The sequence below is a fragment of the Klebsiella sp. JB_Kp004 genome (assembly GCF_040065795.1).
GTDB lineage: Bacteria > Pseudomonadota > Gammaproteobacteria > Enterobacterales > Enterobacteriaceae > Klebsiella > Klebsiella quasipneumoniae.
In genome coordinates, this window is the sequence record NZ_JBEAKW010000041.1 from 17,854 (window position 1) to 30,717 (window position 12,864).

A 12,864-nucleotide genomic window follows, 5' to 3' on the forward strand; every position below is an offset into this window, starting at 1 on the left:
AGGCCCACCGTGAGTCTATTTGATAAAACGCATCTTGTCGCCCAGGCGGATGCGCTGCCTGGACGCAATACCCCGATGCCTGTGGCGACGCTCCACGCAGTTAACGGCCACTCGATGACCAACGTCCCGGCGGGGATGGAAGTCGCGCTGTTCGCCATGGGCTGCTTCTGGGGAGTTGAACGTCTGTTCTGGCAATTGCCGGGGGTTTACAGCACCGCCGCCGGCTACACTGGCGGCTATACGCCCAATCCGACCTATCGCGAAGTGTGCAGCGGCCAGACCGGTCACGCGGAAGCGGTGCGCGTGGTCTACGATCCGCAGGTCATCAGCTATGAGCAGTTATTGCAGGTGTTCTGGGAAAATCACGACCCGGCGCAGGGAATGAGACAGGGTAACGACCACGGCACCCAGTACCGCTCGGCGATTTACCCGTTGACGCCGGAACAGACGGAAGCGGCAAAGGCCAGCCTCGCGCGCTTCCAGGCGGCGATGAACGACGCGCACGATACCCGGCACATCACCACTGAGATCGCCACCGCCAAACCGTTCTACTATGCCGAGGACGATCACCAGCAGTATCTGTATAAGAACCCGCACGGCTATTGCGGCATCGGCGGCATTGGCGTCTGCCTGCCACCTCAGGCGTAATTCTGATTTCCGCCTCAACAGCGAGGCGGTTAATGAACGCTCTGGCGGCTTTACATTCCCTTACGCTATACTATCCAGTGTGACAGCCGGTCCAGCGCCTTCGGACCGGTTTTTTATGTATTCCACATTTGAGTTATCAACTTCCCTTCCGAGGATCTGACCTCAACGGTCAGAAAAGATATGTTAAACAGTATTTTAGTAATACTCTGTCTGATAGCCGTCAGTGCCTTTTTTTCGATATCGGAAATCTCACTGGCCGCCTCACGTAAAATCAAACTGAAACTGCTGGCCGATGAAGGCAACGTCAACGCACAGCGGGTGCTGAAGATGCAGGAGAACCCGGGCACCTTCTTTACCGTTGTGCAGATTGGCCTTAACGCCGTCGCCATTCTGGGCGGTATCGTGGGCGACGCGGCCTTCTCCCCGGCGTTTTATAGCCTGCTCAGCGGGTATATGTCACCGGAGCTCTCCGAGCAGCTGAGCTTCATCATCTCTTTTACCCTGGTCACCAGCTTGTTCATCCTGTTTGCTGACCTGACTCCGAAACGCATCGGTATGATTGCGCCCGAAACCGTGGCCCTGCGCATCATCAACCCGATGCGCTTCTGCCTGTTAGTCTTCCGCCCGCTGGTGTGGTTGTTTAACGGCATGGCTAATATGATCTTCCGCATCTTCAAACTGCCGATGGTGCGGAAAGACGATATCACCTCCGACGATATCTATGCCGTGGTTGAGGCCGGCGCGCTGGCCGGGGTGCTGCGCAAGCAGGAGCATGAGCTGATTGAGAACGTGTTCGAGCTGGAGTCCCGCACCGTTCCTTCCTCCATGACCCCGCGTGAAAGCGTCATTTGGTTTGATTTGCATGAAGACGAGCAGAGCCTGAAGAATAAAGTGGCCGAGCATCCGCACTCGAAGTTCCTCGTCTGTAATGAAGATATCGACCATATTATCGGCTACGTCGATTCCAAAGATCTGCTGAACCGCGTGCTGGCGAACCAGAGCCTGGTGCTGACCGGCGGCGTGCAGATCCGCAACACGCTGATCGTCCCGGATACCCTGACCCTCTCCGAAGCGCTGGAAAGTTTCAAAACCGCCGGGGAAGACTTCGCGGTGATCATGAATGAATATGCGCTGGTGGTCGGGATCATCACCCTTAACGACGTGATGACGACTTTGATGGGCGATCTCGTCGGCCAGGGGCTGGAAGAGCAGATCGTCGCTCGCGATGAAAACTCGTGGCTGATCGATGGCGGTACGCCGATTGATGACGTGATGCGCGTGCTGGATATCGACGAGTTTCCGCAGTCCGGGAACTACGAGACCATCGGCGGCTTTATGATGTTTATGCTGCGTAAAATCCCCAAGCGCACCGACGCGGTGAAGTTCTCCGGCTATAAGTTCGAGGTCGTGGATATCGACAACTACCGTATCGACCAGCTGCTGGTGACCCGCATCGATAACAAGCCAACGGTGCTGGTGCCCAAGCAGTCGGAAGCGGCGGAAAGCCAGAACGCCTGAGCGTCATCTTTTCTCTCTCTTAAGGGCGGATGATCATCCGCCCTTTTTATTACCCGAATGTGAAGCGGCTCACGCCCCACTGCCGATAGCAGATTATTACTGCTCGATAGCGAAACGTTTATGACTCCCCAGTGCGCAAAAAGGTAACGTTGCTCGCGTCTACACGATCATATTCCTGAATAAAGGAAGCGAGGGTTACCATGATAACGTCGAATAAAAATTACTTTATCAGCTGTCTGTTTTTCCTGTTTTTCTTTATAGGCTGGGGATGCTGCTACCCCTATTTATCACTGTGGTTAACGGAAACCATCGGTATTAACTACACGGACGTCGGTCTGGTTTATTCTTTCACCGCCATTGTGGCCGTCTGCGTTCAGCCATTATTCGGTTTTATATCGGATAAGCTGGTGTATCGTAAGAATTTGATGTGGATGCTGGCGATCATTATCACCTTATTCGCCCCATACTGGATCTATGTCTTCGCGCCTCTGTTAAAAATAAATGTGTTCCTCGGCGCACTGGCTGGCGGCCTCTATATTGGCATGGCCTACGGCGCAGGCTGCGGGATTTGCGAAGCCTACATCGATAAGGTCAGCCGCGCCTCCGGCTTCGAATTTGGTCGGGCGAGGATGTTCGGCGGCATCGGCGCCGCGATCGGCACCTTTGCGGCAGGAAAGCTCTACGGCATCGATCAGAACATGATTTTCTGGCTGGCCAGCGCGGCAGGTGTCTGCCTGCTGGTGATTGTCTGGAAAATGCAGATCAGCACCCATCAGCAGCAGGGGCTACTGTCTGGCAAAACGTCTCCGGTCACCCTCCGCGATGCCGCCTCGCTGCTGAAAATTAAAAAATTCTGGTTCTTCGCGCTCTATGTGATTGGCGTGGGCGCGGTCTATGAAACCTATGACCAGCAGTTCGCTATCTACTACAGCCACTTCTTTGAGAGTAAAGCCCGGGGCGCAGAAGTCTTCGGTTATTTAACGACAGGGCAGATTTTCCTTGATGCCGTCGTCATGTTCTTTGCGCCGTGGTTTGTGAATAAAATCGGCCCCAAAAATGCGCTGTTATACTGCGGGCTGATTATGAGCTTGCGCATTATCGGTTCCGCGTGGGCTATTGGCCCGATATCCATCAGCCTGATTAAACTTCTCCATGGATTCGAAAGCTCGGTGTTACTCGTCGCGGCGCTTAAATATATTACCGCTAACTTTAACCCCCTGCTTTCTGCGACGGTTTACTTAATTGGTTTTCAGTTTTCAAAAAGCTTTAGCTCTATTTTCCTCTCCACCGGCATCGGCCATATGTACCAGAGAATGGGCTTTACCAGCAGCTATATCGTGCTGGGAAGTATCGCCCTGTGCTTCACGCTCATTTCGTTTATCACGCTGGATAAAGCGCGCGTGTTCTCTTCACAACCTGTGCCCGCGAATTAATGTCAGGAGGTAGTCTGCATGTCTCAGTTATTTTATGGCGTGGCGTATTACGATGAATATATGTCGGAAGATCGGCTGGCCAAGGATATTGCCTTAATGCGCGAAACCGGCATTAACGTAGTGCGTATCGCCGAGTCCACATGGAGTACGCTGGAGCCGAAAGAGGGCCAGTACAATTTCTACCATATCGACCGGGTGCTGGCGGCGATGCATGAGGCCGGCATCGCGGTCATCGTCGGGACGCCGACCTACGCAGTCCCGGCCTGGCTGGCGGCGAAACATCCCGATATTCTGGTCACCACCGTCACAGGGCAGCAAAAGTATGGCCCACGGCAGATCATGGATATCGTCAACCCGACCTTTCGCCGCTATGCCGAAAAAATTATCCGCACGCTGATGGTCCATGTGCAGCACCATCCGGCAATTATCGGCTGGCAACTGGATAACGAAACCAAGCATTACGACAATATCGGCCGCTATATGCAGGAGGGCTTTGTGCGCAGCCTGCAGGAGAAATATCCTGACCTCCGGCAGCTGAATCACGATTTCGGTCTGGATTACTGGAGCAACCGCATTGACCGCTGGCAGGATTTTCCGCCGGTGGAAAATACCATCAACGCCAGCCTCGCCTGCGCCTTTTTCCATTATCAGCGCCAGCAGGTCACCGAGTATCTGGCCTGGCAGGCGGAGATCGTGCGCGAGTACGCCCAGCCGCACCAGTTCGTCACCCACAACTTCGATTTTGAATGGCGCGGTTACTCTTACGGCGTGCAGCCGCGGGTCGACCATTTTGCGGCAGCGCAGGCACTGGATATCGCCGGTGTTGATATCTATCACCCGAGCCAGGCGCACCTGACCGGGCGGGAAATCGCCTTCGGCGGCGCCATCACCCGCTCGCTTAAGCCGGGCCAGAACTACTTCGTGCTGGAAACGCAGGCGCAGGGTTTCGCCCAGTGGACTCCCTTCCCGGGCCAGCTGCGCCTGCAGGCGTTCAGCCATATCGCCTCCGGCGCCGCCATGGTCTCCTACTGGCATTGGCATTCGATTCATAACGCCTTCGAAACCTACTGGAAGGGGCTGCTCAGCCACGACTTCTCGCGTAATCCGACCTGGCAGGAGGCCACCACTATCGGGGCTGACTTTGCCCGCCTGTCGCCGCAGCTGGCGGAGCTGAAGGCCGAAAACGACGTTGCGCTGCTGATAAGCAATGAGGCAATGGACGCCCTTAACCAGTTCCGCCCCGGCGACGCCGAGGGCAATATTTATAACGATATTTTCCGCCGCTTCCACGATGCGCTGTATGACCACAATATCAGCCTCGATATCATCCACGACGTCAACGAGGAGACCTCTCGCTACCGGGTGCTGATCGTTCCCGGCCTGTACGCTGCCGATGATAGCCTGCTGGCGCGTATCAACCACTATATCGCCGAGGGCGGCAGAGCGCTTATCGGCTTTAAATCGGGCTTTAGCGATGAAAACGTCAAAGTGCGCCGCAGCGCGCAGCCTGGGATCCTGCGGCAGAGCTGCGGCGTCAGCTACAGCCAGTTCACCCTGCCGGAAGGGACAACGGTAAGCTCATGCTGCGCGGATATTGATTGCCGCAACGACAATCAGGCTGAGCTGTGGATGGAGCTGCTGACGCCCGATGCCGGGACCCGCACTCTGCTGCGCTATCAGCATCCGGCATGGGGCGAGTACGCGGCCGCCACCGAAGCGGATTATGGCCGGGGACGAGCGATGTACGTTGGCTTCCTGCCGCAGAAGCGATTGATTAGCCAGCTGTTTGATGTACTCACTGCCGATCTCGCATTGCGCTCGCGCACTTCCGCCTATCGCTACCCATTAGTGGTCAAAAAGATGCGTAATCGTGCCGGGAAAACCATCCACTTCCTGTTCAATTACTCTGGCGAGACGCTCGATTTCGGTAGCGAAACGGCGGGGAACGACCTGCTGAGCGGGGAAACAGTGCGCTGCGGCCAGCCGTTGCGCCTCAGGGCATGGGAATTTACTATCATCGAAAGGTAATGACGCTGCGACGCTCAGGTGGGGGAGAGAATGGAACTTGATATCAATGAGCTACTTAATTTCTCGCCATTGATGAAAACCTTTACCTTCAATGCCTGGGTTGTCGCGGGCTTCACGCCGATAACCCGCGGCTCCAAACTGGACTACTACATTAATCGTCCGCAGGGGATGAAAGGTTACATCATCAATCTGACCCTGCGTGGCCAGGCGCGGGCGAAAGCGGGCGATGGCTTTCTTCTTTGTCGGGAAAACGATCTGCTGCTGTTTCCCCCCGGCGTGCCTCATCATTACGGCAGAGACGAACACAGCGAGTATTGGGACCATCTCTGGATCTACTTTATTCCCCGCCCCTACTGGATAGACTGGCTAAAATGGGACCAAACCACGCACGGCATCGGCAAAACGACCGTTGCTGACCCCGACCAGCTCCAGCACCTGCGCGATCTGTTCCATGAAGTGATACGCCACCACTCGGCCTCCGCGCCGCTGTCGGAAGCGCTGGCGATGAACGCCCTGGAAAGGTTGATCCTCCGCTGTTTTCAGCAACAGCCCATCAGCAACCGCCACGCCCACGATCCGCGAATTAACGCCGTCTGCGACTACCTTAACGCCCATATCGCGCAAGAGGTAAAAATCGAGACCCTGGCGGCGATGGTATTTATCTCTCCTTCACGTCTGGCGCACCTTTTCAAAAATGAGCTGGGGCAGACGGTTTACGCCTGGCGGGAAGCTCAGCGCATCAACCGCGCCAGGTGGCTCATTCAGAGCACCACACTCCCGCTTAACAAGATTGCCTTATCGGTGGGTTACAGCGATCCGGTCTATTTCACCCGCTTGTTTCGTAAACACAACGGCATTCCACCGGGGGAGTATCGCAAACGCTATGCGGAGATGAAGGGCTGAAAACATCAACGGCCCCCATCGGGAGCCGTCTTTTACCTACTACGTACTGCTACGTGTCAGGTTATGCCATCTCAGTTTGCAGACGCAACACCTGACGATTGACTTCGGACATCACTGACAGATGCAGCTTGTCCTTGACCTTCGGGATAAGGATTTTGCCCTTATCAAATTCAAATGCGCCAACGTCCTTGATGTACAACCGTCCACGAAACAGGATCTTCACGTACTTCGCCACTTGCAGCGGATTGTAGCGTTGGAAAATTTTCATTCTTCTCTCCTGCCAGGGTTACGCTCCTGTGGTGCCACAGTTAGCCCACGTATCGGGAGCGCAAATTTTAATGCCCTAAAACTATAGTCCACAATCTCAGAGGGACCCAGTGTGTATAAGTTTATTTACCGTTTGATGACAATAATTCAGAATTTTCGTTTCGGACATACGATGAAGTAAGTATAAGTCGCCGTTTTTCGACTAATTTGTGCGTCAACACGCAAACTGGCATCCTCATTGCGGGTAATCGTCGCCAATCGCACTTATCATTAAGCGAGACCAAGTGGTCGGATCACCTGCACAAAAATGATTAAGGATTCCGCATGACCCTACGTAGCATACTGGCCGCCTCGTTACTCCTCTTCCCGCTGCTGGCCTCAGCGCATAACTTTGTCGACGGCCAGCGCGTGGCGCCGGTCGGCGTCGCGGATCGGGGCGAACTTATTCTGGATAATGATAAGTTTAGCTATAAAAACTGGAATAGCTCGCAGCTGGTGGGAAAAGTGCGAGTCATCCAGCACATCGCTGGTCGCTCGTCAGCAAAAGAGAAAAATGCCAACCTGATCGAGGCGATTAAAGCGGCGAGCTTCCCACACGATCGCTATCAGACCACCACCATTGTCAATACCGACGATGCCATCCCGGGCACCGGCATGTTCGTGCGCAACAGTATCGAGAGTAATAAACAGCTCTTCCCGTGGTCGCAATTTATCGTCGACAGCAACGGGCTGGTGCGGAAAGCCTGGCAGCTGGACGAGAAGAGCTCCGCGATTGTGGTGCTGGATAAGAGCGGGCGCGTACAGTGGGCCAAAGACGGCGCGCTCACCCAGCAGGAGGTGCAGCAGGTGATCGACCTGCTGCGTAAGCTGCTTAATAAATAGAGACCCGGAAGCCGGGGTTGAGGAAGGATTCACGCGGCGTGTAGTCGAGGGTTTTCCCCTGCCAGTCGTGAACATGCGCCCCGGCGGCGACCGCGACCGCATGGCCGGCGGCGGTGTCCCAGGTGCTGGTCGGCCCGAAGCGCGGATAGAGCTGGGCCTGACCTTCCGCCACCAGGCAGAACTTCAGCGAGGAGCCGATAGAGGTGGTCTGGTGCTCGCCCAGCTGCTCAAGGTACTCCTGCAGCTCGGGATCGTTGCCATGGGAGCGGCTGATCACCACCAGCGGCGGACGGGCATCGCGGACCTGGATCTGCTTGCGCACGCCGCACTCTTCTTTCCAGGCTTTGCCTTTTTCCGCGCTGTACATCACCTTCATCACCGGCGCGTAGACCACGCCCAGCGTCGGCTTGCCGTTTTCAATCAGCGCGATATTGACGGTGAACTCGCCGTTACGCTTAATAAATTCTTTGGTGCCGTCCAGCGGGTCGACCAGCCAGTAGCGCTGCCAGTGCTGACGCACTTCCCAGGCCGGCGGGTCCTCTTCCGACAAAACAGGAATGGTGGCATCCAGCGCCTGCAGGCCGCTGACAATGACTTTATGCGCCGCGATATCCGCCGCCGTGACCGGAGAATCATCTTTCTTGCTGGCGACGTTGATCGGTTGGTTTCCATCGTAAACTTCCATGATGGCATCGCCCGCGTTCCGTGCAAGCTGACATACTTGTTCTAACATTCTCCACCTCGTCTGGTTACAGTGGCGTTAACTCGTTGTTTTATTTATATCGCATCACCGCAAGTTCCGCTATCTGTGATAACGATGGCGGTTTCGCTGCCCACTTTTCTGGCAAGATTCACATTTCTGTAAGCAACAGAATATAAATACATTTTCTTCTGTGCTATCGCTCATAAAAAAAGGACGCCTCTGATGATTAAGTTTAGCGCAACGCTCCTGGCCACGCTGATCGCCGCCAGCGTCAGCGCCGCAACGGTCGACCTGCGGATCATGGAAACCACCGATCTGCACAGCAATATGATGGACTTTGACTATTACAAAGATGCCGCCACGGAGAAATTCGGCCTGGTGCGTACCGCCACCCTGCTCGAACAGGCGCGGGCAGAAGCGAAAAACAGCGTACTGGTGGATAACGGGGATGTAATCCAGGGGAGCCCGCTGGGCGACTACATGGCCGCTAAGGGGCTGAAAGAGGGCGATGTTCATCCAGTGTATAAGGCGATGAACACCCTGAATTATGCCGTCGGCAACCTGGGCAACCATGAATTCAACTACGGCCTCGACTTCCTGCACAAAGCGCTGGCGGGGGCGAAATTCCCCTACGTGAACGCCAATATCATCGATGCCAAAACCGGCAAACCGCTGTTCACCCCCTACCTGATCCAGGACACCCCGGTTCAGGACAGCGACGGTCAATCCCATACCCTGCGCATCGGCTATATCGGCTTTGTGCCGCCGCAGATCATGACCTGGGATAAAGCCAATCTTAGCGGCAAAGTGACGGTCAACGACATTACCGAAACCGCGCGCAAATATATCCCGGAGATGCGGGCGAAAGGCGCTGACGTGGTCGTGGTGGTCGCGCACTCCGGCCTCTCCGCCGACCCGTATCAGGCGATGGCCGAGAACTCGGTCTACTACTTAAGCCAGCTGCCCGGCGTTGACGCCATCATGTTCGGCCACGCCCATGCGGTGTTCCCCGGCAAAGACTTCGCCAACATTAAAGGCGCGGATATCGCCAGAGGGACGCTGAACGGCGTGCCGGCGGTAATGCCGGGAATGTGGGGCGATCACCTCGGGGTGGTCGATCTGGTGCTGAACAACGACAGCGGAAAATGGCAGGTGACTCAGAGTAAAGCGGAAGCGCGGCCAATCTACGACGCGGTGGCGAAGAAATCGCTGGCGGCGGAAGACGGCAAGCTGGTGGCGGTGCTGAAAGCCGATCACGACGCCACTCGCGAGTTCGTCAGTCAGCCGATCGGCAAGTCCGCCGACAACATGTACAGCTATCTGGCGCTGGTGCAGGACGACCCGACGGTGCAGGTGGTCAACATGGCGCAAAAAGCCTACGTCGAACACTACATTCAGGGCGACCCGGATCTGGCGAAACTGCCGGTGCTCTCCGCCGCCGCGCCGTTTAAAGTCGGCGGGCGTAAAAACGATCCGGCGAGCTTCGTGGAAGTGGAAAAAGGCCAGCTCACCTTCCGCAACGCCGCCGACCTCTATCTCTACCCCAACACCCTGGTGGTGATGAAGGTCAGCGGGAAGGAGGTCAAGGAGTGGCTTGAGTGCTCCGCCGGGCAGTTTAACCAGATAGACCCGGCCAGCAGCAAGCCGCAGTCGCTGATCAACTGGGACGGCTTCCGCACCTATAACTTCGACGTGATTGACGGGGTGAACTACCAGATCGACGTTAGCCAGCCGGCCCGCTACGACGGCGAGTGCCAGATGATCCATCCGCAGGCAGAGCGCATCAAGGGCCTGACCTTCAATGGCAAACCGGTCGATCCGCAGGCCACTTTCCTGGTCGCCACCAATAACTATCGCGCTTACGGCGGTAAATTCGCCGGCACCGGCGAAAGCCATATCGCCTTTGCCTCACCGGATGAAAACCGTTCGGTGCTGGCGGCGTGGATTGGCGCGCAATCGAAGAAGGATGGCGCGATCCATCCGGCGGCGGATAACAACTGGCGCCTGGCGCCGATCCACAGTAAGACACCGCTGGATATTCGTTTTGAGACCTCGCCTGGCGACAAAGCCACGGCGTTTATCAAAGAGAAAGCCCAGTATCCGATGCGCCAGATGGCCGCCGATGATATCGGCTTCGCCATTTATCAGCTGGATTTGAGTCAGTAATGCCTGTTCCCCGGTGGCGCTGCGCTTACCGGGGCTACAGGGAGTGATACATTTTCACTCCCCGTGGCTCGCCAGCACCGCGGGCAGATTAACCTCGATCCAGTCCGCCAGGGCGGCCACCTTATCGCTCACCTGCAGACCGAGCGGCGTCAGGCTATATTCAACGTGCGGCGGCACCACCGGATAAGAGACGCGGTCGATAAAACCATCCTGCTCCAGGGCCTGCAGCGACTGCGCCAGCATCTTTTCGCTGACCCCGCCCATTTTGCGCCGCAGATCGCTGAAGCGATGGGTCCCCTCGCGCAGCGCCACCAGAATCAACACGCCCCAGCGGCTGGTGACATGTTTAAGCACATCGCGCGACGGGCACTGTTCCGCAAACAGATTGCCGTTGCGCAGTTTATCGCTCAGCGTCGGTTCGGCCATTTTCATACTTACCTTTTTGTACGTACTTACTAAAAGTTAGTTAAGGTGTTAGCTTACCACAACTGCCAATAAACACGAAGGAGAAGCCCCATGATCGCCCTTACCGGTGCCACCGGCCAGCTTGGCCACTACGTTCTGCAAGACCTGCTTAAAACCGTTCCTGCCAGCCAGATTGTGGCGATTGTCCGCAACCCGGCCAAAGCCCAGGCGCTCAGCCAGCAGGGCGTCGTCGTCCGCCAGGCCGACTATAGCGACGAAGCGGCATTGACCGCCGCGCTGCAGGGTGTGAATAAACTGCTGTTAATCTCCTCCAGCGAAGTCGGCCAGCGTGCCGTACAGCACCGCAACGTCATCAACGCCGCCAAAGCCGCTGGGGTGACATTCATCGCCTATACCAGCCTGCTGCACGCCGACACTTCGCCGCTGGGCCTGGCCGCAGAGCATATTGAAACCGAGCAGATGCTGGCCGACTCTGGCATCGCTTACGCCCTGCTGCGCAATGGCTGGTATACCGAAAACTATCTGGCCAGCGCGCCGCCGGCGCTGGAGCACGGCGTGTTTATCGGCGCCGCCGGCGAAGGTAAAATTGCCTCCGCTACCCGCGCGGATTATGCCGCCGCGGCCGCCCGCGTTATCGCCGGTGAAGGCCATGCAGGGAAAGTTTACGAACTGGCGGGCGATAACGCCTGGACGCTGAGCGACCTGGCTGCCGAGCTGAGCACGCACAGCGGGAAAAACGTGGTCTATCAGAACCTCAGCGAAGCCGACTTCGCCGCCGCGCTGAAAAGCGTCGGCCTGCCGGCGGGTCTGGCGGATATGCTGGCGGACTCCGACGTCGGCGCCTCGAAAGGCGGGCTGTTTGACGACAGCCACACCCTGAGTACATTGATCGGCCGTCCGACCACTTCCCTTGCCGAAAGCGTGAAAGGCATGCTGTAACCGCCCCTCTCAGCTTTTGCGGTTGCGTCCCGGCGGTTCCTCTCTCATATTGAAGAGATCAACCGTCGGGAGGCAGGCATGCAGGGCGTACCACCCCAATTTAGTGATGAAAAAGATCGTGCGCGCTTTCGCCATCTCGAACAGCTGCCCGGGGTGGAGCTTTACCACGCCCATATCTCCCGCTACGCCTTTGAACCTCATACTCACGAAGCCTTCGGCATTGGCGTGATTGAGCAAGGCGCCGAGCGCTTTCGCTACCGTGGCAGCCAGCATATCGCCGCCGCGAACGCCATTGTTACCATGAATCCCGACGAGCTGCACACCGGCGAAGCGGAAACCGCCGACGGCTGGCGCTACAGGATGATTTATCTGGAGCCGGACCGTCTGGAGGCCATCACCGGGGTGCGCGACTGGTGGTTCAGCGAGGTGGTCCGCGAGGATCCCCTGCGGTCCCGGCGGATTGGCCAGCTAATATATGGCCTGTGGCACAGCGACGATGCGCTGGCCCAGCAGGGAATGCTGCTCGACCTCATCGACACCTTCCGCCCTCTGGCCCACCATGCCTCGGCGCAGGGCGAGACAGGACATCGCTTCGACCGCGTGCGCGACTACCTGCACGATAACTATATGCGCCCCATCACCCTCGACGAGCTGGCTCAGGTGGCGACGCTTAGCCCGTACCACTTTCAGCGCCAGTTTAAAGCCCACTATCATGTGACGCCCCATCAGATGTTGATGGCCATCCGCCTGTGGCGCGCCAAGGCGTTTCTCACCCACGGCATGCCCGCCGCCGAGGTGGCGATAGCCGTCGGCCTTACCGACCAGTCTCATCTGACCCGCGCCTTCACCCAGCGTTACGGCATTACGCCGGTACGCTATCAGAAGCAGGTCGCCAGGCGCTGATGCGCAATCTCATACAATATTCCCGCCCCCCCTCCTTCTACACTGCAG

At 56.9% G+C, this 12,864-nt stretch carries 12 protein-coding genes; 9 read left to right on the forward strand and 3 right to left on the reverse strand.

Annotated elements, in window-relative coordinates:
* Positions 1 to 9: 9 nt before the first annotated feature.
* From msrA to araC, 5 genes are all read left to right on the forward strand, one after another.
* The gene (gene msrA / locus ABLX76_RS17540) at positions 10 to 648 is read left to right on the forward strand and encodes a peptide-methionine (S)-S-oxide reductase MsrA (protein ID WP_002886721.1); all 639 of its coding nucleotides are present in this window, start codon (positions 10 to 12) and stop codon (positions 646 to 648) included.
* A gap of 180 nt (positions 649 to 828) precedes the next feature.
* A complete protein-coding gene (locus ABLX76_RS17545; RefSeq protein WP_023291742.1) occupies positions 829 to 2,166 on the forward strand; it encodes a hemolysin family protein in 1,338 nt (445 codons plus the stop codon).
* A 200-nt stretch (positions 2,167 to 2,366) separates the two neighbouring features.
* Positions 2,367 to 3,599: an oligosaccharide MFS transporter gene (locus tag ABLX76_RS17550; protein ID WP_032454642.1), complete on the forward strand. Its 1,233-nt coding sequence runs from the start codon at positions 2,367 to 2,369 to the stop codon at positions 3,597 to 3,599.
* Between the two features lie 18 nt (positions 3,600 to 3,617).
* Positions 3,618 to 5,627, forward strand: coding sequence for a beta-galactosidase (locus ABLX76_RS17555; protein WP_348874980.1), 2,010 nt, complete (start codon positions 3,618 to 3,620; stop codon positions 5,625 to 5,627).
* A gap of 30 nt (positions 5,628 to 5,657) precedes the next feature.
* Positions 5,658 to 6,530, forward strand: a complete 873-nt coding sequence (gene araC, locus ABLX76_RS17560; protein WP_023291739.1) for an arabinose operon transcriptional regulator AraC — start codon at positions 5,658 to 5,660, stop codon at positions 6,528 to 6,530.
* 61 nt (positions 6,531 to 6,591) lie between these two features.
* Here araC and ABLX76_RS17565 read toward each other — a convergent pair whose 3' ends face one another.
* The gene (locus tag ABLX76_RS17565) at positions 6,592 to 6,798 is read right to left on the reverse strand and encodes a DUF1107 domain-containing protein (RefSeq protein ID WP_002886707.1); all 207 of its coding nucleotides are present in this window, start codon (positions 6,796 to 6,798) and stop codon (positions 6,592 to 6,594) included.
* 323 nt (positions 6,799 to 7,121) lie between these two features.
* Between ABLX76_RS17565 and ABLX76_RS17570 the strand changes: the two genes are divergently transcribed.
* Positions 7,122 to 7,679, forward strand: coding sequence for a YtfJ family protein (locus ABLX76_RS17570; protein WP_023291738.1), 558 nt, complete (start codon positions 7,122 to 7,124; stop codon positions 7,677 to 7,679).
* On the opposite strand, the gene cysQ is transcribed toward ABLX76_RS17570, so the two are convergent.
* Complete coding sequence (gene cysQ, locus ABLX76_RS17575; RefSeq protein WP_023291737.1) at positions 7,669 to 8,412, reverse strand: 3'(2'),5'-bisphosphate nucleotidase CysQ; 744 nt, start codon at positions 8,410 to 8,412, stop codon at positions 7,669 to 7,671. The genes ABLX76_RS17570 and cysQ overlap by 11 nt on opposite strands.
* 192 nt (positions 8,413 to 8,604) lie before the next feature.
* Between cysQ and cpdB the strand changes: the two genes are divergently transcribed.
* Positions 8,605 to 10,548, forward strand: coding sequence for a 2',3'-cyclic-nucleotide 2'-phosphodiesterase (gene cpdB, locus ABLX76_RS17580; protein WP_348874982.1), 1,944 nt, complete (start codon positions 8,605 to 8,607; stop codon positions 10,546 to 10,548).
* Positions 10,549 to 10,602: 54 nt separating this feature from the next.
* Here cpdB and ABLX76_RS17585 read toward each other — a convergent pair whose 3' ends face one another.
* Entirely contained in the window at positions 10,603 to 10,974 is a 372-nt protein-coding gene (locus tag ABLX76_RS17585) for a helix-turn-helix domain-containing protein (RefSeq protein ID WP_032429258.1), read from the reverse strand.
* A gap of 90 nt (positions 10,975 to 11,064) precedes the next feature.
* Between ABLX76_RS17585 and ABLX76_RS17590 the strand changes: the two genes are divergently transcribed.
* Together ABLX76_RS17590 and ABLX76_RS17595 are read left to right on the forward strand one after the other, a co-directional pair.
* On the forward strand, positions 11,065 to 11,913 hold the full coding sequence (locus ABLX76_RS17590; RefSeq protein WP_023291734.1) for an SDR family oxidoreductase: 849 nt from the start codon (positions 11,065 to 11,067) through the stop codon (positions 11,911 to 11,913).
* 78 nt (positions 11,914 to 11,991) lie between these two features.
* On the forward strand, positions 11,992 to 12,816 hold the full coding sequence (locus ABLX76_RS17595; protein ID WP_085551701.1) for an AraC family transcriptional regulator: 825 nt from the start codon (positions 11,992 to 11,994) through the stop codon (positions 12,814 to 12,816).
* Positions 12,817 to 12,864 lie beyond the last annotated feature (48 nt).